General features: G+C 74.2%; 17 protein-coding genes and 1 tRNA gene. 12 read left to right on the forward strand and 6 right to left on the reverse strand.

The genetic code is table 11. The features are described 5' to 3' along the window. Nucleotides 1-10: 10 nt before the first annotated feature. Both ACFYZF_RS06960 and ACFYZF_RS06965 read right to left on the reverse strand, forming a co-directional pair. Nucleotides 11-463: a PDGLE domain-containing protein gene (locus tag ACFYZF_RS06960; RefSeq protein WP_387016764.1), complete on the reverse strand. Its 453-nt coding sequence runs from the start codon at nucleotides 461-463 to the stop codon at nucleotides 11-13. Further along, nucleotides 460-1179, reverse strand: coding sequence for an energy-coupling factor ABC transporter permease (locus tag ACFYZF_RS06965; protein ID WP_387016766.1), 720 nt, complete (start codon nucleotides 1177-1179; stop codon nucleotides 460-462). Before ACFYZF_RS06965 ends, ACFYZF_RS06960 begins: the two co-directional genes overlap by 4 nt. 162 nt (nucleotides 1180-1341) lie before the next feature. Between ACFYZF_RS06965 and bcp the strand changes: the two genes are divergently transcribed. The 4 genes from bcp to ACFYZF_RS06985 all read left to right on the forward strand — a co-directional run bounded on the left by bcp (nucleotide 1342) and on the right by ACFYZF_RS06985 (nucleotide 3151). Further along, a complete protein-coding gene (gene bcp / locus ACFYZF_RS06970) occupies nucleotides 1342-1818 on the forward strand; it encodes a thioredoxin-dependent thiol peroxidase (protein WP_387016768.1) in 477 nt (158 codons plus the stop codon). Nucleotides 1819-1849: 31 nt separating this feature from the next. Further along, nucleotides 1850-2446, forward strand: coding sequence for an HNH endonuclease signature motif containing protein (locus ACFYZF_RS06975; RefSeq protein ID WP_387016770.1), 597 nt, complete (start codon nucleotides 1850-1852; stop codon nucleotides 2444-2446). After that, nucleotides 2437-2510 (forward strand) — tRNA-Leu (locus ACFYZF_RS06980). Before ACFYZF_RS06975 ends, ACFYZF_RS06980 begins: the two co-directional genes overlap by 10 nt. Nucleotides 2511-2599: 89 nt before the next feature. Then, nucleotides 2600-3151 carry a GNAT family N-acetyltransferase gene (locus ACFYZF_RS06985; RefSeq protein WP_387016772.1) on the forward strand — a complete coding sequence of 184 codons (552 nt, stop codon included), beginning with the start codon at nucleotides 2600-2602 and terminating at the stop codon, nucleotides 3149-3151. A 53-nt stretch (nucleotides 3152-3204) separates the two neighbouring features. Here the strand turns inward: ACFYZF_RS06985 and ACFYZF_RS06990 are convergent, their stop codons facing one another. Continuing rightward, on the reverse strand, nucleotides 3205-4200 hold the full coding sequence (locus ACFYZF_RS06990; protein ID WP_387016774.1) for a helix-turn-helix transcriptional regulator: 996 nt from the start codon (nucleotides 4198-4200) through the stop codon (nucleotides 3205-3207). Nucleotides 4201-4323: 123 nt separating this feature from the next. Here ACFYZF_RS06990 and ACFYZF_RS06995 point away from each other — a divergent pair, with 123 nt between their 5' ends. Then, nucleotides 4324-4749, forward strand: a complete 426-nt coding sequence (locus tag ACFYZF_RS06995) for a VOC family protein (RefSeq protein ID WP_387016776.1) — start codon at nucleotides 4324-4326, stop codon at nucleotides 4747-4749. A gap of 175 nt (nucleotides 4750-4924) precedes the next feature. On the opposite strand, the gene ACFYZF_RS07000 is transcribed toward ACFYZF_RS06995, so the two are convergent. Continuing rightward, on the reverse strand, nucleotides 4925-5758 hold the full coding sequence (locus ACFYZF_RS07000) for a class I SAM-dependent methyltransferase (protein ID WP_387016778.1): 834 nt from the start codon (nucleotides 5756-5758) through the stop codon (nucleotides 4925-4927). Nucleotides 5759-5860: 102 nt separating this feature from the next. Here ACFYZF_RS07000 and ACFYZF_RS07005 point away from each other — a divergent pair, with 102 nt between their 5' ends. From ACFYZF_RS07005 to ACFYZF_RS07030, 6 genes are all read left to right on the forward strand, one after another. After that, complete coding sequence (locus ACFYZF_RS07005; RefSeq protein ID WP_387016780.1) at nucleotides 5861-6916, forward strand: LCP family protein; 1056 nt, start codon at nucleotides 5861-5863, stop codon at nucleotides 6914-6916. A 112-nt stretch (nucleotides 6917-7028) separates the two neighbouring features. Next, nucleotides 7029-8546 (forward strand): sugar transferase, encoded by a 1518-nt coding sequence (locus ACFYZF_RS07010; RefSeq protein WP_387016781.1) that lies wholly within the window; start codon nucleotides 7029-7031, stop codon nucleotides 8544-8546. A 63-nt stretch (nucleotides 8547-8609) separates the two neighbouring features. Next, a complete protein-coding gene (locus ACFYZF_RS07015) occupies nucleotides 8610-9563 on the forward strand; it encodes a glycosyltransferase (protein ID WP_387016783.1) in 954 nt (317 codons plus the stop codon). Next, nucleotides 9563-10630: a glycosyltransferase gene (locus ACFYZF_RS07020; protein ID WP_387016785.1), complete on the forward strand. Its 1068-nt coding sequence runs from the start codon at nucleotides 9563-9565 to the stop codon at nucleotides 10628-10630. Before ACFYZF_RS07015 ends, ACFYZF_RS07020 begins: the two co-directional genes overlap by 1 nt. After that, a complete protein-coding gene (locus ACFYZF_RS07025) occupies nucleotides 10627-11973 on the forward strand; it encodes a lipopolysaccharide biosynthesis protein (RefSeq protein ID WP_387016787.1) in 1347 nt (448 codons plus the stop codon). Before ACFYZF_RS07020 ends, ACFYZF_RS07025 begins: the two co-directional genes overlap by 4 nt. Nucleotide 11974: 1 nt before the next feature. Beyond that, a complete protein-coding gene (locus tag ACFYZF_RS07030) occupies nucleotides 11975-13336 on the forward strand; it encodes an O-antigen ligase family protein (protein WP_387016788.1) in 1362 nt (453 codons plus the stop codon). Here ACFYZF_RS07030 and ACFYZF_RS07035 read toward each other — a convergent pair. Next, the gene (locus ACFYZF_RS07035) at nucleotides 13299-15491 is read right to left on the reverse strand and encodes a sialate O-acetylesterase (protein WP_387016790.1); all 2193 of its coding nucleotides are present in this window, start codon (nucleotides 15489-15491) and stop codon (nucleotides 13299-13301) included. The genes ACFYZF_RS07030 and ACFYZF_RS07035 overlap by 38 nt on opposite strands. A gap of 128 nt (nucleotides 15492-15619) precedes the next feature. Between ACFYZF_RS07035 and ACFYZF_RS07040 the strand changes: the two genes are divergently transcribed. Next, nucleotides 15620-16597 (forward strand): acyltransferase family protein, encoded by a 978-nt coding sequence (locus ACFYZF_RS07040; protein WP_387016791.1) that lies wholly within the window; start codon nucleotides 15620-15622, stop codon nucleotides 16595-16597. Nucleotides 16598-16610: 13 nt separating this feature from the next. Here ACFYZF_RS07040 and ACFYZF_RS07045 read toward each other — a convergent pair whose 3' ends face one another. Continuing rightward, nucleotides 16611-18728: a trypsin-like peptidase domain-containing protein gene (locus ACFYZF_RS07045; protein WP_387016792.1), complete on the reverse strand. Its 2118-nt coding sequence runs from the start codon at nucleotides 18726-18728 to the stop codon at nucleotides 16611-16613.

Raw genomic sequence — 18728 nt, forward strand, 5'->3', positions numbered from 1 at the left:
GCCGTCCCGCCTACCGGCTGTTCGCCACGCGCGAGGCGTCGTCGCCGCGCCCGCCACCGACCGGGTCGCCCCCGGCCCGGTCCCCGCCGGTCGGTCCGGCGGCGGTGGCGTGGCCGGTGCCCTGCCTCGAGCCCCGGCGGCGCAGCAACCAGAACACGCCGCCACCGACGGCGAAGGTGAGCAGCACCCCGAGGACGCCGGAGAGGCCGGTGGAGAGGAAGTCGTTGTCCACGCCCCGGATGCCGTAGTCGGCCAGCGGGCTGTCGGCCAGCTCGTGGTCCCGCGTCTGCTGGGCCGGGCAGCTGCCGCCGGTGATCTCGTCCTCGGCGTCGACCGTGCAGCCCTTGAGCAGCGACGAGTCCAACCCGTCCGGGTGTGACGAGGCGTAGTTGCTGACCACGCCGGCCAGCAGCAGGGCGACCAGCAGGCCACCGACGACGAATCCCCAGGGACGCTTGCTCATCGGGCACCTCCGGCGACCGGGACGGCGGGAGCCGGCGCGGCCGGCTTCAGTGCGCGCAGCGCGTACACGAGATCGGGGCGGACCTTCGCGACGGTGACCACGGTGGTCGCGGTGATCAGGCCCTCGCCGATGCCGATCAGCAGGTGGGCGCCGGCCATGGTGCCGGCCAGGCCGGCCAGGTTGCCACCCAGGTCGGTGGTGCCGCCCAGCCAGTACTGGAGCACGAAGCCCTGGGACGCGACGACGACGCCGACCAGCGCCGAGACGAAGGCGGTCACGCCGAGCCCGGCCGGAGTGCGGGGCAGCACCCGCAGCAGCAGGGTGATCAGCAGGTACGCCGCGGCGGTGCCGAGGACGGCCATGTTGCTGATGTTCAGGCCGAGCATGGCCACCCCGCCGTCGCCGAAGACCAGCGCCTGCACGACCAGCACGACCGCCACGCAGAGCGCGCCCACCCACGGGCCGACCAGCATCGCGGCGAGCGCGCCGCCGAGCAGGTGACCGCTCACGCCGGCGGTGAAGATCGGGAAGTTGAGCATCTGGACGGCGAAGATGAACGCGGCGACCAGGCCGGCCATCGGGGCGAGCCGGTCGTCCAGGTCGCGCCGGCCACGCAGCACGCACAGGGCCAGCACCGCCAGCGCGAAGGCGGCGAAGAGGGCGGCGACGGGACCGTTGACGATCCCGTTGGAGATGTGCATCGCCAGGGTTTCCACTCGACCTCCCGGGGCGCGGTGGGCGGGCCCGCACCGACGAGGTAAGCCTATTTCCACAGAACCGCTGTTGCCAATAGCTTGCAACAAGCCATGAAGTTGATCACGGCTGCCCGGCGCGTCGCCCCCTCCGGCCCGCGCCGGGGCGGCGGTATGGTTTCCGCCATGACCGCGCCCGCCCGCCTCAACCCCGGTGACCCCGCGCCCGAGTTCACCCTGCCGACCGACACCGGCGAGACCCTCTCCCTGGCCGACCTGCGCGGCCGGAAGGTCATCCTGTACGCCTACCCCGCCGCGATGACCCCCGGCTGCACCAAGCAGGCGTGCGACTTCCGCGACTCGCTCGCCTCGCTCCAGGCGGCCGGCTACGAGGTGGTCGGCATCTCCCCCGACAAGCCGGAAAAGCTGGCGAAGTTCCGCGACCGGGACGCCATCACCTTCCCGCTGGTCGGCGACGCCGACAAGGAGGTGCTCACCGCGTACGGGGCCTACGGCGAGAAGCAGTCGTACGGGCGGACGGTGACCGGGGTGATCCGGTCCACCTTCGTCATCGACCCGGATGGGAAGATCGAGCGGGCGCTCTACAACGTCAAGGCCACCGGCCACGTCGCCAAGCTGCGCCGCGACCTCGGGCTGGACTGAGACCGTCACACCGGTCCACTACCGTTCGCACGTGGTTCGTTACAAATATCCGCCGGAGGCGCTGGCTACTGCGGCAGCACAGGCCCGCAGCATCACCGAGGTGATGCGGCTGCTGGGCGTGCGCCTCAGCGGCGGCTCGCACGCGCACATCAGCCGTCAGCTCAAGCGCTTCGGTATCGATACCTCGCACTTCACCGGAGGTGCTCACAACCGGGGAGAACGCAACATCCGGGTTCCGGCGTCGGCGCTCCTGGTCCGGCGGCCCGAGGGGTCGCGACGGGTCGCCGGGAGCCGGCTGAAGCGAGCGCTGGCATTCATCGGGCTGCCGGAGGAGTGCGAGGTGTGCGGCACCGGCCCGAACTGGCAGGGGGCACCGCTCACGCTGCACGTCGATCACATCAACGGCGATTTCCTGGACAACCGCCCGCACAACCTGCGGCTACTCTGCCCCAACTGCCACAGCCAGACCGCCACGTACGCCGGGGCCCGCCGGCCAGATGTGGTCGCACCCGATGTGGTCTACGATCCGATGGCCGTGACACCAACGGGTTTTCCGATCGGCCGGCGGCTTCGTCGGCCGCCTCAGTGGTCGTGGAAGATGGCGGTGTACGCGGTAAAGGGGCCGTAGCCCAACGGCAGGAGGCATGCGGTTTAGGTCCGTACCAGTGCGGGTTCGAATCCCGTCGGCCCTACTTCTTCACCTGACACCACCCGCCGAGGAAGGTGTCACGCACGTCACGACACGTAGTGCCCCTGCTGACGGCTGGGCCAGGATGGCGGCGTGAGTCTGCGTTTCGTACTCGACCCCGAGCTGACCCCGGAACTGCGTGAGCAGATCGTCCGCCTCTGGGTGGACGTCACCAACGCCGGCGGCGCGGTCGGCTTCGTCGCGCCGGTCACCGTTGCCGACGTCCGCCCCGCCGCCGAGGCGACCTTCGCCGATCTCGTCGACGGCCCGGACCGGTTGCTCGTCGGGTACGACGGCGCACGCCCCGTCGCCGTGCTGGTCTACGCCGACAACCGGTTCCACCTCAAGGCGCACTGGTGCGTGCTGAAGCGGGTGATGGTGCACCCCGACGCCCAGGGCCGGGGGCACGGGCTGGCGTTGCTGCGCGAGGCGGAGCGGCTCGGCCGCGCGCTGGGTCGGGAGGCGCTGCACATCACGGTGCGGGGCGGGTTGGGGCTGGAGCGGTTCTACGCGCGGCTCGGGTACCGGGAGGTGGGCCGGCTGCCGGGCGCGCTGCGGGTCGCCCCGGGCGACGACCGGGACGAGATCCTCATGTGGCTCGACCTGACCGCCGTCGGGGGCCCCGACGCCGCCCCGACCGCCTGACCGCCCTCGCCCGTCCGGGCTCGGTGCTCGCCCGCTCACCCGTTCGCCTCGACTCAGGGCGTCGGCGCCGCGGTGCCGGAACCGGCTGCGGTTCTGGTGAAGCGGCGGGCGAGGTGTGCGAAGGCGTTGGTCAGTTCGTCGGGGCCGATGACGACGATGTCGGCGTCGAATCGGGCGATGGCGGCGGCGAGGCTGGGCCATGACCATGATCCGAGGGTGAGCCGGCAGCGGCCGGGGCCGAATTCCTCGACGACGCCGTCGCGGGTGTAGAGGGCTACGGTGGCGGCGGGCAGGTCGAGGATCACGGTGCCTTGGCAGGGCCAGCCCTCGGAGGCGTCGTCGGAGCCGCGGAACCTGCCAATGACGTAGGTGGCGACGTCTCCTCCGGGCAGCGCGCGCGGGGTGAACCGGGGCCCGTTCGGGGTGCGCAGGGTGATCCGGTCGACGCGGAAGATGCGCCACTCGTCGCGGTCGAGGTCCCATGCGACGAGGTACCAGCGTCCGTCCCAGGTGATGACGTGGTGGGGCTCGACGCGGCGCGCGGGCTTGTCCGCGCTCCCGGAGCCGTAGTCGAAGCGCAGCACCTCGGTGGCGTGGACGGCTGCGCTGATCGCCAGGAGCACGTCGCCGTCGACCGGTGCGCCCGGCCGAGTGGTGGGCGGCTCTACGGCGGTGACTCGCAGGGCGTTGACGCGGTGCCGTAGCCGGGCGGGCATGACCTGCCGGATGGTGTTCAGTGCCCGGGCGGCGGACTCTGCCAGGCCGTCGCCGGGGGTGGTGGCGGCGATCTGCAGGGCGATGGTGAGGGCGACTGCCTGTTCGTCGTCGAACAGCAGCGGGGGCAGTTCCGTGCCGGCGCTGAGCCGGTAGCCGCCGTCGGGGCCTTTGACTGCGGCTACCGGGTAGCCGAGTTCGCGCAGCCGGTCGACGTCGCGGCGCACGGTGCGCAGGCTGATGTCCAGGCGTTCGGCCAGCAGCGTGCCGGGCCAGTCCCGGCGGGCCTGCAGCAGCGACAGCAGGGCCAGCAATCGGGCGGAGGTTTTCGGCATGAATTTGATTCTGCCCCGTAGTAGGTGCCACATCCTGACACCTACTGCTGCGAGTCTTCTCTCAGCCGGGCAGCCCCGGCGATCCGGCCATCTCCCCTTCGACATCGCTCGACAGGAGCCATCATGAGCATCACCACCACCACCCACCTGAACTTCCGCGGCGACGCCCGCCAGGCGCTGAGGTTCTACCAGTCCGTGTTCGGCGGCCAGCTCGCCCTGGTGACCTACTCCGACGCCCACAACGTCTCGGCCCCGGCCGAGGCCGACCAGATCATGTGGGGCCAGGTCCAGGCGGACAACGGCTTCCACGTCATGGCCTACGACGTGCCCGGCAACCAGTCCTACAGCCCGGGTGACAAGCCGGTCTTCGTCTCCGTCCGCAGCCAGGACGAGGACGAGATCACCACCTACTGGAAGGGCCTGTCCGAAGGCGCGGCCGTCGTCCAGGACCTCGGCCCCGCCGGCTGGGCCCCGCTCTACGGCATGCTCAGGGACCGCTTCGGCGTCACCTGGGTTCTCGACGTCGCGGTCGGGTACCACGCCGGCTGACACTCCGCCCGGTGCACGCGCCCGCGCCCCCTGGGCCGCCCGACCTGACCATGGCGGAGCAGCTGTGACCCACCCGCCAACGCCGGTCGCCGGCCAGGCCCCACGGCCCGGCCCGCGCCGTCGTGGTCCAGGCGGCGCCGGCCCTCGACCGGGTACGTGTGCACGGCCGCCTGCCTCACCAGGCCGCCCCGATCCCGTCGCCCGGGTACCAGTGCCGGGCCGGTGTCTCCCGGTACGCGAGGAAGCGGCGGCCGGTGCGTTCGGCGTGTTCGGCGAGAACGTTGGTGGTGGTGACGTTGTCGGTGAGCAGCAGCGCGCCGGGGGCGAGCTTCGGCTCGACGGCGTCGAACTCGCGCTTCTCGTGCGCCCGGCTGTGGTCGCTGTCGTGCAGGAAGAGGTCGACGGGACGGTCGAGGGCCTCGATCGAGGCGATGGAGTCGCCGACGACCAGGTCGACCACCTCCGACCAGGGCGCGGTGCGGGCCAGGTAACCGGCCTCGGGGTTGATGTCCAGCGAGGTGACTCGGCCGGGGTGCCCCTCGGCGGCGTTGCGCAGCAGGGCTGCGGCCAGCACGCAGCTGCCCAGTCCCTTGTCGACGCCGGTCTCCACGACGTGCGCGGGGCGGGTGGCGCGGACCATGGCGTACCAGCCGATCCGGCGGGCGTAGCGGACCTTCCGGTCGGCCAGGCCCCGGCGGGACGCCTCGGCGGTGGCCCGTTCGATGTGCCCGCGCAGTTCCTCGTCGCCCTCGATCTCGGCGAACCAGCCCCGGACCCGGGCCACCGGCACGTCGCACGCGACGCTGACGAACCAGGCCAGGTGCTGCCGGCTCAGCTTGGTCAGCTCGTATGTGTAGTTGTGGTGCTCCCGGGAGGTGACCAGCCACCGGGCGGAGGCCCGGAGCACCTTGGCATCGTGCCGGGCCACCCGGGCGAGCCGCTTGGGGAAGGCGGCGACCGGGGCGAGCCGGGTGCGGGCGATGGCCCGGCGGAGCTTCGTCACGTCCACTGGAGGGTTGTACCAGGTCCGGGCGATGCGCGGGGCCCTCGCCGCCGGAGGGGGTCACGGGCCCGGACCCCCGGCAGGGCGGGGAGTCAGTAGCATGCGCCCATGCCAGATCGTCAGCAGCTCGCGGGGTCCGCGCCGCCCGGCCCGGCGGCCGCCGCCTCCGACGTGGAGCCGCGGCCCCCGGCGCGCCGTCGCCGGGGCCGGCGGATCGCGCTCGTCACGCTGCTGGTGGTCGCCCTACTCGGGGCCGGTGGCGGCGGCGCGGCGGCACTCTACCTGCGCTCGGTGGAGAAGGACATCGAGCGGGTGGACGCCTTCACGGAGGTGCCGCAGGAGAACCGGCCGCCGGTGGTGGCCGGGGACGCCATGAACATCATGGTGCTGGGCAGCGACTCCCGGGACCCGGACGGCACCACGGGCTCGCGGACCGACACGATCATCCTGGCCCACCTGCCGAAGGACCGGAAGAGCGCGCAGCTGGTCTCGATTCCCCGGGACACGTGGGTGCACGTGCCACGGTCGAGGGCCGGGAACGGTGGCCGGGACGCCAAGATCAACGCCGCGTATGCATGGGGCGGCATCCCGCTGATGGTGCAGACGGTCGAGGAGTTCACCCAGGTCCGCGTCGACCACGTCGCGGTGATCGACTTCGCCGGCTTCACGGAGATCATCGACGCCCTCGGCGGCATCGACGTCTACGCGGAGAAGACCTTCACCTCGATCCACCCGCCGTTCCGCACGTTCCGGCAGGGGATGCAGACGATGGACGGGGAGACCGCCCTGGACTACGCGCGGCAGCGCAAGCAGTTCCCGGACGGCGACTTCGCCCGCATCCGGCACCAGCAGCAGGTCATCAAGGCGATCCTCGACAAGGCTGCCTCGGGTGGCATCCTCACCAGCCCGGGCCGCCTCAACGACTTCGTCAAGGCGTCCTCGGCCGCGGTCTCCGTCGACAAGGAGCTGTCCCTGATGGACACGGCGGCCGACCTGCGCGGGCTGCGCGGCCGCAACCTGGTGTTCTTCACCAGCCCGACGCGGGGCACGGGCCGGGTCGGCAGCGAGAGCGTCGTCTTCGCGGACACCGCCAAGGCGAAGACCTTCTACGACGCCGTACGCCGGGACGCGGTGCCGGAGATTCTGGGCGCCGCCGGGAAGTAGGACGCCGGACTGCACTGTCGGCCCTGTCGGGGCGCGCGCGGCACTCGTATCCTTCGTGCGCCACCACGGACCGACCCGTGCCGTCCGTGGCGGCCACGGGGGAAGGACCGACATGTCAGGCCAACCGGCGACGGGAGACCACGCCGCCGCGCCGCGCGACGACGCCGCGCCGTGGGGCGTACCGGCGACCGTGCAGGACCGGGACCGCGGTGCGTGGTTCCCCTCGCCCCGGGCCGACGGCGAGCGGGTGAGCGTGCCCGGCCTGGACACGACGGCGGTGCTGCCGTACGCCGGTTCGCGCGCCTCCCGGCGGACCCGGTGGCTGCGGGCCTGGATGATGACCGCCCCGGTGGACATCGCCGCGCTGCTGGTGCCGCTGGCGCTGCCCCACCAGCATTGGCGCGGCACGCTGGTGATGGCCGGGCTGACTGTCGCGTTCTTCGCGGCGGGCGGCCTGTATCGGGCCCGCCGGCACGTCAGCTTCCTCGACGAACTGCCCAGCCTCTCCGGTCGCCTGCTGGCCTGCGGCGCGATCGTCGCCATCATCGCCGCCCTGCGCCACGGGTCGGCCGAGTACGTGCTCGGCTTCACCCGGCAGGTGGCCCTCGCCGCCGGGCTGGTCGTCGTCGGCCGCGCGCTGACCCGCGAGTTCACCCTCGTCGCCCGCAGGCGCCGGTGGGTGGAGCACAACGCGATCGTCATCGGCAGCGGGCCGACGGCGGTGGAGCTGGCCCGCCTGCTGCGCCGCTACCCCCAGTACGGGCTGCGTTTCGTCGGCTGCGTCGACGCCGCGGCGCGGCCGGCGCCCAGCGCGCACCCGCTGATCGGCACGCTCGACCAGCTCGAGAAGCTCGTGGCGATGGTCGAGTGCGAGGTGCTGCTCATCGCCGACCCCGGCTGCCCGGAGCCGGTGCTGATGGAGGTCCTGCACCGGCCGGGCAACGCGGGCTGCGATCTATGGGCGGTGCCCCGGCTCTGGGGCTCCCGATCCTCCGGCGACCACATCGGGGCGATCCCGATCGTCAAGGTCGGCGACATCACCCTCTCCGGCCCACGGTGGGCGCTCAAGCGCGCGTCGGACATCGCCTTCGCCTCGCTGGCGCTGCTCCTACTCAGCCCGGTGCTGCTGCTCTGCGCGGTCGCGACGTTCCTCGACGGCGGGCGGGACATCTTCTTCCACCAGGAGCGCATCGGCCGGCACGGCCGGACGTTCCGCATCATCAAGTTCCGTTCGATGCGCCCGGTGGACGAGCACGAGTCGCGGACGAACTGGTCGATCGCGCACGACCGGCGGGTGGGACCCGTCGGGCGGTTCATGCGCCGCACGTCCCTGGACGAGCTGCCCCAGCTGTGGAACATCCTGCGCGGCGACATGAGCGTGGTCGGGCCGCGCCCGGAGCGCCCGTACTTCGTGGAGAAGTTCTCCGCCGAGTACCCCACCTACTCCATGCGGCACCGAGCCCCGGTCGGGCTCACGGGGCTGGCGCAGGTCAGCGGCCTGCGCGGGGACACCCCGATCTCCGACCGGGCACGCTTCGACAACTACTACATCGAGAACTGGTCGCTGTGGCTGGACGCCAAGGTGCTGCTGCGCACCGTGGCGGAGGTGTTCCGCGCGGGTGGGCGCTGACCGGTGCCCCGACGGCCCGCCGAGGACAGCGCGCCCCCTTCCCCGAGTTCTGTGGAGATTCAGTTGACGGACGTTACGGTCGTGATCCCGACGACGGGCCGGCCCAGCATCGCCGAGGCGGTCCTGTCTGCGCGCGCCCAGCGGGGGGTGTCCGTGCACGTCGTGGTCGTCTGCGACCTGCCCGAGGTGCCGGCGACGGTGGACGCGCTGCGCGGGGAGATCGACGAGGTGGTCCGTACGGGTGGCGGCCGGCGGGGCTCGTACGCACGCAACCTCGGCGTCGCCCACGCCGCGCCCGGCACCCACGTCGCGTTCCTGGACGACGACGACGCCTGGCTGCCCACCAAGCTGGCGGTCCAGCTTCCCGTCCTGGAGCAGCTGGCAGCCGAGGGCTGGCAGCCGGTGGTGTCGTCCCGGATCCTGCAACGCAAGGCCGGCGGCGAGCCGCTGCCGACGGCGACGCCCACCGAGCTGATCGGCGCGGACGTCCGGCCGGAGGACTACCTCTTCCGCCGCCGCCGCCTCGGCGTCGGCCGCCAGTCACTGGCCACCTCGACCCTGTTGACCACCCACCGGCTCGCCACGGCCTGCCCGTGGGACGAGACCCTCCCCCGCCACCAGGACTGGGACTGGCTGGTCCGGGCCGCCCGCCTCCCCGGCACGCGGATCGCGCAGGTGCCGGAGGCCACCACCGTCTACACCGTGGGCAGCCCCGGGTCGATCTCGGCGGGCGCCGACTGGCGCACCTCGTGGCAGTGGGCGCGCCGGTGGGAAGGGGTGTGGGAGCCGGAGACATTCGCCGACTTCGTCGCCGCCCAGACCCTGCGGTACGCCCTGCAGGCGCGGGACTGGGCGGGCGCGCGCGAGCTGGTGCGCGCCATCCGGCGCAACTCGCCGCCGTCGGCGCCCAACGCGGCCATCGCCGCGCTGGGCCTCGTGCCCCGGGCGACGCTGGAGCGGCTCGCCCTGCGCGGGTCCCGCGCCGCCGACGCGCGACCGGGCGACGGGGTCCGCTGATGCGCCTGCACTTCGTCCTGCCGCAGCTGGAGCCCCTGTACGGCATGGAGCGGGCGGCCGTGCTGCTGATGCGTGGGCTGCGGGCGCAGGGGGTCGAGGTCTCCGCGACCGTGCTGTCCCGGGCCGTCCCGGCCGGCCTCGACGACCTGGCCGTCGACCACCTGGGGCTGGGCACCCGGATCACCCGGCTGGTGGAGGCCGTGCCGCCGCTGCGCCGCCGGCTGCGCGCCCTGCCAGCCGACGTGCAGGTGGTGGCCAGCGGGCTGTGGGGGGCGGTGCCGGTGGGCGCGGCGCTCGCCGGCACCGGCCGCGACTTCGTCGCCTGGGAGCACTCGCTGCTGCCGGCCCGGCTGGACATCGACCGGCGGGTGCGCGCGCTGGCCCGGGCGAGCCGGGCCGCCGCGCTGCGTCCCCGGCTCGTCGTGGCCGTCTCCGACGGCGTGGCGCGGACCGTGCGAAGGCTCGCCCCCGGGCAGCCCGTCGTCACGATTACCAACCCCGTGCCGGTGGGCCCGAACGTCCCGCCCCGACCGGTGGCCGACCCCGACCGGATCCACCTGGTCACCACGGCCGCGTTCCGCCCGTACAAGAACCACGGCTGTGCGCTGGACGCGCTGGCGCTGCTGCCGGAGACGTACCGGCTCTCACTCGCAGGGGACGGCGAGGAACGGGTGCTGCTGCAGGCCCGGGCACGGGAGCTGGGCGTGGCGCACCGGGCCACGTTCCTGGGCCGGGTGCCGGGGGTGGGCGGGCTGCTCGCCGAGGCGGACCTGCTCGTGCACCCGTCGCGGGCCGAGACGTTCGGGTTCAGCGTGGTCGAGGCGGCCGAGGCGGGGCTGCCCGTGGCCGCCCTGCCGGTGCCCGCGCTGGACGAGCTGATCCCGGCCCTGGTGCCCGGCGCCCTGGCGGCGGAGCCGGGCCCGGCGGCGCTCGCCGAGGTGGTGCGGCGGTTGACCGGGGACGGCCGGCCCGGCCCGGACGACTTCGCCCGCGCGTGGCAAGCCCGGTCGGCGACTCTCGACCCGGCTGTGGTGAGCCGCCGGTGGGTCCAGGAGCTGACCCGATGACCGTCGCGGACACCGAGGCCGACCGGCCGGGCGGCCCCGCCGCGCCGGCGCACCGCCGCCGGAGCGACGGCTTCCTGCGCCGCTCGGGCACGTTCCTGGTCGGCACGCTGCTGCGCACCCTCGCGCAGGGCGTGCTCTTCGTGCTGCTGGCCCGGGAGATGCCGATCGAGGCGTACGGGCTGTTCGTCGGCGTCACCGCGCTCGTGGCGGTGGTGTCTCCGTTCGCGTCGGCCGGCGCGCCCAGCCTGATCTTCCAGAGCTACGCCGACGCGCCGGCCGAGTGGCGTCGCCACCTCGCCCGCGGCCTGGTGCTGACCGCCACCTTCGGCGCGGGCGCGGCCATCCTGGTGACCGCGGCGGGGGTGACGATCTGGGGCGGACAGGTGCGCCTGGTGGACGTCGCCGCGCTGGCCGTGGCGGACCTGCTGGCCTGGCGGCTCGTCGAGGTCGTGGCGGCCTCGGTCCAGGCCCGGGGCCGGGTCTTCGCGGCCTCGCTGATCCCCGCCCTGCTGCACGTGTGCCGGCTGGTCGCGGCGGTGGTCCTGGCGCTGGCCGCGACGGGTCCGCTGGCCCTGCACGCGTGGGCCGTGACGGCCGTCGTCGTCTCCGGCGCGGTCTGCCTGCCGGTGCTCTGGTACGGCGCGCGCGGCCCGGGCCGCCTGCCGGTGGACGTGCGCGGCTCGTTCGCGCAGGCCCGCACCGGCATGCTCTTCGCCGTCGGGCTGTCGGCCCAGAGTGTCTACAACGACCTCGACAAGGTGATGCTGTCGCGGCTGGGCAGCCCGGAGGGCGCGGCCGTGTACGCGGCGGCGTACCGGGTGGTCGACTTCGCGTACACGCCGGCGCGGTCGATGGCGGCGGTCGCGTACCCCCGCTTCTTCGAGGCGGGCCGCGCCGGCCCCCGGGCGGCGCTGCGGCTGACCCGCTCGCTGCTGCCGAAGTACCTGGCGTTCAGCGTTCCCGCCGCCCTGCTTCTGGTCGCGCTCGCTCCGACGATGCCGTTGGTCTTCGGCGCGGAGTACGCGGCGGCGACGCCCGCGTTGCAGGGCCTCAGCGCGCTGCTGGTGCTGAAGTCCCTGCACTACCTGGCCGCGGACACCCTGTCGGGCAGCCGCTTGCAGGGGCGGCGTACGGTCTGCCAGATCGCCGTCGGCGTCGTCAACGCGGGGCTGAACGTGTGGCTGATCCCGGCATACGGCTGGCAGGGCGCCGTCGTGTCCAGTCTGGTCTGCGACGCGCTCCTCGTGGCGCTGCTCTGGGGCCTCCTCGCCGCCGTCGTCCGCCGCGATCGTCCGGCCGCCGCCGTCGCGCCGCACCCGGCGTCGACCAGAGAAAGGGATTGAGTTGGTCACCCTCTTCGGAGTCCTGCTGACGGTCGGCGGCCTGGCGGTGGCCGGGTGGCTGCTGGCCACGCGCGGGAAGATCGTCGCCTCGTTCGGCGACGCGCGGACCGCCGTCGCGCTGGTCGCGTTCGCGGTCGGCGCGAACGCCGCGCCGGTGCTCGCCGGGGAGCACAGCTCCGCGCTCATCGGGGTGCTCGTGGCGGGCCTGCTGGCCTGGGTGCTCTGGTCTGGCCGGCACGACCTGCGCAGCCGGGGCGGCGTTAACCTGCGCAGCCGGGGCGGCCTCAGCCTGCGCGGGCCCGACGACCGGTGGCTGCGGGTCGCCTGGGTGGCGGCCGCCGCGCTGCTGGTCTGGTGCGTCGCCGTGGACGCCCTCACCGGGGCGGGGCTCTACGGGTCGCGGCTGGTGGCGTACGCGGCGGCGGGGCTGCTGCTGCTCGCCGGGGCGCTCCTCGCCGGCCGGGCGGCGCTGACCACGCGGGCGACAGCGCACCTCGGGCTGGCCGTGCTGGCGGTGCTGACGATCCCGACGGCCCTGACCGGTTCGGCGGCGTGGCGGTCCTGCACGGCCGGGAAGCTGGAGAAGTGCTCGGCCGCGGGGGCGCTGTTCAAGAGCTTCTTCGACTCTGAGAACTACATCGCGCTGATCGCGTCGTTCACGCTGGTCGCCGCCGTCTGCGCGCTGCGCCGCGCCGAGCTGGCGGCGACGACCGTCTTCTGCCTGCTGATCATCGTGGCGACGGGCTCGCGCACCAGCTACCTGGCGCTCGCCGCCGCCGGGGCGTGGCTGCTCGGCAGCTTCCTGCTGGAGCGCCGCCGCCGGTACGTCCGCATCCACCTGGCCGGTTGCGTGGCGCTGGTGCTGGCGTCCGTCGGCGTCGCCACGTACCTGATGTGGACGGCGTCGAGGACGACGCTGAGCAACCGGGGCAACATCTGGATCGTCGCCCGGGAGCACCTCGCCGACGCGACGGCCACCGGGATCGGCGTGTCGAAGTGGTACCGGCTGCAGGACGCCGGGGACGCGCCGACGCACTTCTTCCACTCCGGGTACGTGCTGGTCGTCTTCGCCGGCGGATTCGTCGCCCTGGCGGTCTGGGCGCTGTGGGCCACGGCGCTGCTGCACGGGCGGGTCGACGACGGGCGGGCGTTCACCGCGAAGGCCCCGGTCGTGCTCCTGCTCGTCTACTCGCTCACCGAGGTGGTGTGGAACCCGCTCTCGGTCGACGGCCTGTCCTGGATCCTCCTGGCGTTGATGCTGACCCGGTCGTGGGTGACGCCTGCGCACCGCCCGCCCGCTACGGGGCCGGTGGACGGCGCCGCCATCACGGGCCGGGGGCGATGGGCAGGTCGGCGAAGGTGAGCAGGCCGGTGCCGGTGGGGTTGACGATCCACGGCCCCGCCCCGGCCCGGCCCAGGTAGCTCACCGCCGTGGCGGCGCCGGCCGGGCCGGAGAGGGTCAGGACCAGCCGGCCGCTCGCCCGGTAGGCGACCCCGACGACCGTGGCGGCGGTGCCGGCGAGGCGGAAGTCGACGCCGACGCCGGGGTCGACCGTCAGCGGGGCGTCGTCGCGGAGCGTGACGACCAGCTCGGTGCGGGCGGCGTCGGTGAAGGCGGCGGAGCGTGGGTTCGGCGGGGCGACCCCCGCGCCGGGCCCCTTGTGGAGGTCCCGGGCCAGCACGGCGAACGCCTGGTCGCCCAGCTCGCGGTACCCCCGCTCCCAGTCGAAGTGGCAGCCGGCGTGGCCGGAGAGCCCGTTGGTGGACAGCACGGTCACCCCGAGGGTGTCGCCCATCCGGCGCTGCGCCTCGCGCAGCTCCGGAGTGCCGCTGTCGCCGCACGGGGAGGTGCGGACCTGGAACACGTAGTACCGGGTCCCCCGGTCCACGTTGGCGCCGAGGTCCGCGCGCCAGTCCCGCAGCAGCGCCGTGACCCCGGCGACGTGGGCGGCCGCCCGGTTGTTGTCAGCCTCGCCCTGGAACCACAGGACGGCGCGCACGTCGCCGATCACCCCGGCCGCCTTGAGCCGCCGTCGCAGCCGGCCGTAGTTGCTGCCCAGGTCGTCGGGGTCGGCGTCGTGGCGCTGGAAGTGGGAGACCTGCCGGCCGTTCTCGGCGCCGTTGAGGACGGCCACCGGAATCCGGTAGGTGTCCATGAGCCGGTGGGCCGCCCGGATGCCCCACTGCCCGACCGAGCCCGGCTGCCGGGCCGCGTCGCCGACGGCGTAGTGCCAGCTCCGGTCAGCGGCGGAGAGGGCACGGTCGGCCACGGGCGAGCCGTAGCTGCGCAGAAAGGGGGACTCCTCCCCCGCCGCCGAGCCCCGCTGCATGCCGGCGACCGCGTTGGACTGGCCCTGGATGACGTAGATGTCGCCGGCCACCACGCCCTCCCACAGGCCGACCCGGCGAGCCACCCCGTCGCCGAGCACCCGCAGCTCCACCCGGTACTCGCGCAGCCCTGCCGTGATCCGGTGCCGCAGGGCGAAGGCCCGCGCGGTTCCGGCCGGCACGGTCTCCTCCCAGCCGTCGGCGCCGCTGCTGACCTTGAGCTGGACGGCGGTGACCCGGGGGTCGGTGACCCTGCCGGACACGGCGACCGTCGCGCCGTTGCCGGCGTCGCGGGGATAGAGCTGGCGGTCGGCGGGATGTTGCGTCACGTCGAGCACCGACGGCCGGGCGTACACGGTCAGCCGGCGCTGGGTGAACTCGGTCGCGTTGGCCGCGAACGTCCAGTCGGGACGATCCCCGGGCGCGGTGCCGATGCCGAGCGACAGCGGCGCGGCGTTCGAGGTGAACCCGTTGACGGCCAGCACGGTCTGCGGCGCGACCGGGGACGGCCGGGTGCCGCCGACCAGGTGCACCTGGAACGAGCCGTACCCGACGGCGGGAAACACGTCGTCGTCGGCGTCGTACCGGACGCCGGACGCGCCGGAGACCTGCCCGGAGCTGCCCGGGCCGTACGAGTTGGGCCACATCTCCAGGTAGCCCGGCAGGCCGGTGCCGGTGCTCAGGCCCGCGACGTTGGTGGCGACCTCCACGTCGTTGACCCGCTGCCGGACGATCCGGCCGTCGCGGCCGGGCGGGCCGAGGCGGCGGGCGTCGGCGGTGAACGGCTCCAGCGCCGTCCAGACCCATTTCGGGCCGGCCGGGCCGGTCAGCTCCAGGCAGTAGCCGACCCGGTCGAAGCCCCGGGCCACCTCCGCCGTCCGGTCGAACGCGTACGCAGGCGGGCGGTCCCGCCAGTCGGCACGCGCGGGCAGGTCCAGCGCGGAGACGGGGACGAAGCCCGTCATGGTCGCCACGTTGGCCGCGCAGGCCGTGGCGTCCACAGGGGCGGCGGGCCGGGCCGTCGGCGCGCCCTCGCCCGCGGACCAGGCGGCCCGCGACTCCCCCGACCTCGACGCCGGCCAGACCACCACGGCGACCGAGGCGAGGAGCAGGCCGACGACCGCCACGGCGACCCAGGCCGGACGCGGCACCGACCGCAGGCGATGCACCTGGGCGCGGACACCGGACACCCTCGCACCTCCACCCGGTCGGGCTGCTCGTCGCGGGCAAGGCTATGCGATGCACGGCGTGCGAGGCCCCCGGGTCTGCCCTCGGGGGTGGACCGGACCGGCCGGACACGTCTGCGATGATGCGCGCCATGGCGGCAACCAGCACGACGGCACCGGTAAGCACCCGATCCGCCGGAGTCGATCTCCTACGGGTCGTGGGCATCGCCGCCGTGGTCGTCGGTCACGTGTGGAGCGACAGCGTCACCCGGGCCGCCGTCTACACCTGGCACGTGCCCCTGTTCTTCCTGCTCACCGGCTACTTCTGGACGCCCGGACGCCCGCTGCACGGCGAGCTGCGCAAGCGCTGGCGAACCCTCGGCCTGCCGTACGTGACGTGGTTCTTGCTGCTCTTCGCCGCGCTGGCCGTCGCCGACGCCGCCACCGGGGAGGCGGCCGAGGGCGCGTTCCGCTCCGCGCTGTGGGGCGGCACCGCTGCCGTCCGGCCCTTCTCGGCGTTCTGGTTCGTCTCGGTGCTCCTGCTGATCGCCGTCGCGTACCGCTGGCTGGAGCGTTTCCCGGCGGCGGTCACCTGGGCGGTGGCCCTGGGCGGGCTGGTCGCCGCTCATCTCGCGCCCGGCGCGGTCACCGCCGGCCCGCTCGGGGTCTTCCTCGTCCCGGCCTGCCTGGTCTTCGTGCTCGCCGGCCGGCTGCTGCGCCGATTCCGCGAGCGCGTGCCGGTGGGCCTGGCGGCGGCGATGCTGGCGCTCGGCGTAGTCCTGGTGGCCACCGGCCTGAGCACCCCGTTGGACGTGAAGGCCGGCGACTTCGGCCGGCCCGTGCTGGGCGTGCTGACCGCCGTGCTGATCAGCGGCGGCCTGGTCCGGCTCGCCGAGGGGCTGGACGGGCACGTCGGCGCTCGGGTGGCCCGGGCGAGCGGTTGGCTCGCGGCGTGCGGCATCGCCGTCGTGCTCAGCCACGCGGCGATCCTGTGGGTGCTGCGGACCCCGCCGGAGGGCGGCTGGTTCGATCTGGCCGCCGCGCTGGTGCTGCCCTGGGCGTTCGCCCTGGTGGTGCTGCGCACCCGGGTCGGCCCGTACCTCACCGGAACGACCGCACCCGGCCGCTGACCGCACCCTGCCGTTACGCCCGGCCGCGCCGCCGCAACAGCAGCACCACCAGGCCGACGAGCCCGGCCGCGAACGCGCCCCCGGCCACGGCGAGCAGCGGTACCGCCCAGCCCGGCCGGTCCGCCCCGCCGTCGGTGCCGCCGCTGTCCACCGCCGCCTGCCGGTAGACCTGCGCCAGCAGGTTCGCCGGCGAGTCCCGCACGACGCCGTCCAGCTCGCTGATCGCGGCGGAGTTCCGACCGGCGAAGTAGGCGTCCAGGCCGCTGCGGTACCGCTTGTCAACCTCGCCGAGGCTGTTCTCGACGCCGGCCGCGCCGAGCAGGCCGGCCACGGCGGACACCGGGACGACCACCCGGTTGGCCTTGTCGGGGCGCAGGATGTCGTTGTCCAGCATTCCGACCACCCGCCCGCCGGCGTCGATGGCGATGCCGCCCCGCGAGTAGAGCCCCAGGTCATCGTTGATCCGGTACGCGTTCACCGGCGACGGGGCGTCCACCCCGGTCACCGTCACCGGCTTCGACGACACCGTGTACGTGGCGGAGCGGTAGCTGGTGTCCGTGGTGCCGTACCCGAGGACGAGCAGGGAGGTCTCTGCGGCGACGGTGGCCGACGGGTTCAGCTCGGCGGTGGGGAGGTTCTCCTGGGCCAGCTTGACCAGCGCGACGTTGCCCTCCTCCAAGGTGAGGGCGCGCACGACGGTGCCGGGGATCGCCGGGGTGTCGGTGACGTCGCCCTTGGCCACGTTGAGCTGCCCGTACAGCCGGGCCTCGGGCTGGGTCCCGGCCTCGGGACCGGTGAAGACGGCGGTCCGCTGCCGGGCCTTGACGAAGGCCGCGACCTCGGAGCGCTCGAGGGTGCCCCCTGCGGCGAGCGCGTTGCCCAGGGCGCTGAGTGCGTTGGAGAGCAGGATCTCCGGGGTCGGCTGCACGCACTGGCTGTTGGTCAGGACGTGCCCGTCGGGGCGGGCCACGAAGCCGGTGCACCGCCGGTTGAGGATGACCGGGGCCTTGCGCAGCAGCGCGTTGTCCACCTTGTTCCGTACGTACCCGGTGACGACGACCTCCATGAACACCATGGACGGCCCGACGGTGGCCAGCGCCCGCTCCTCGGGGCTGCGCAGCGCGGCCTGCGCCCACGGCTTGAGGCCGGGGCTGACCGGGGTGGCGCTCGGGAAGGCGGTGGACGTGGCGGTCGGCGCCGGCGCCTCGGGGCCGTCGGCCGTGACGCCCCAGACGCCGACCCCGCCAGCCGCCAGGGCGACCAGCAGCAGCGCCGCGACGGCGGCCAGCGGCCCGACGCCACCCCGCCGGGGCGACGCGGAGGGCTGGATGCGACGGACCGGCGAGGCGAACGGGTCGTGCGGCGGGACGCTCACCGGCTGGTGCTGCGGCGGCACCGACACGGGCCGGTCGGTGGCGAACCCCGGAACCGCGGAGACCGAGCGGGGCGGCCCGGAAACCGACCGCGCTGCCCCGGAGACGGACTGCGGGACCCCGGAGACGGACTGCGGGACCCCCGAGACCGGGTGCGGCTGTCCGGAGTCCGGTCGAAGCTGGTACGGGTCGCCCTGCAACGCCCACGCGGCGACCGGCCCGCCGGAGGTCGACTGGGTGGGGATCGGCCCACCGGACGTCGGTCCACCCGACGTCGGCTGCGTGGTCGGCCCGGTGGCCGGGTGCGCCGTCGGCCCGGTGGCCGGGTGCGCCGTCGGCCCGGTGGCCGGGTGCGCCGTCGGCCCGGTGGCCGGGTGCGCCGTCGGCCCGGTGGCCGGGTGGACGGGCATATGGAGCATCGCGACCGTGCTGTCGTCGCGCGCCTGCTCGGCGCGGATCGGGTGGCCGAGCGCCTGGAAGAGGTGCTCCGCGCCGGGCCCGCCGTCGGCGGCGTACGCGGCCCAGGGCACGGCGGCGTCGAAGTCGGCGCCGATGTAGGGGCGGCCACCGCCGCCGGGCGCGGCCAACATGTCGGCCATGCCGGAGAAGGCCCGCCGCCACTCGAGGTGCTCGGCCACCAGCGGGTCGAGTACCGCGACCGTGACCAGCCGGTCCTGCCCGTCGACGGCCCACCAGGCTCTGCCGACCTGGCAAACGCCCATCACCTCGGTGAACCTGTACGGACCGTCCGGCTGCAT

Source organism: Micromonospora sp. NPDC001898 (assembly GCF_042891255.1).
GTDB lineage: Bacteria > Actinomycetota > Actinomycetes > Mycobacteriales > Micromonosporaceae > Micromonospora.

Bases quoted from the DNA above. Each gene is read 5' to 3' on its own strand.
- ACFYZF_RS06960 (WP_387016764.1), bottom strand. From the start codon at position 463: ATGAGCAAGCGTCCCTGGGGATTCGTCGTCGGTGGCCTGCTGGTCGCC.
- bcp (WP_387016768.1), top strand. From the start codon at position 1,342: ATGACCGCGCCCGCCCGCCTCAACCCCGGTGACCCCGCGCCCGAGTTC.
- ACFYZF_RS06990 (WP_387016774.1), bottom strand. From the start codon at position 4,200: ATGCCGAAAACCTCCGCCCGATTGCTGGCCCTGCTGTCGCTGCTGCAG.
- ACFYZF_RS06995 (WP_387016776.1), top strand. From the start codon at position 4,324: ATGAGCATCACCACCACCACCCACCTGAACTTCCGCGGCGACGCCCGC.
- ACFYZF_RS07005 (WP_387016780.1), top strand. From the start codon at position 5,861: ATGCCAGATCGTCAGCAGCTCGCGGGGTCCGCGCCGCCCGGCCCGGCG.
- ACFYZF_RS07010 (WP_387016781.1), top strand. From the start codon at position 7,029: ATGTCAGGCCAACCGGCGACGGGAGACCACGCCGCCGCGCCGCGCGAC.
- ACFYZF_RS07020 (WP_387016785.1), top strand. From the start codon at position 9,563: ATGCGCCTGCACTTCGTCCTGCCGCAGCTGGAGCCCCTGTACGGCATG.
- ACFYZF_RS07025 (WP_387016787.1), top strand. From the start codon at position 10,627: ATGACCGTCGCGGACACCGAGGCCGACCGGCCGGGCGGCCCCGCCGCG.
- ACFYZF_RS07040 (WP_387016791.1), top strand. From the start codon at position 15,620: ATGGCGGCAACCAGCACGACGGCACCGGTAAGCACCCGATCCGCCGGA.
- ACFYZF_RS07045 (WP_387016792.1), bottom strand. From the start codon at position 18,728: ATGCAGCCGGACGGTCCGTACAGGTTCACCGAGGTGATGGGCGTTTGC.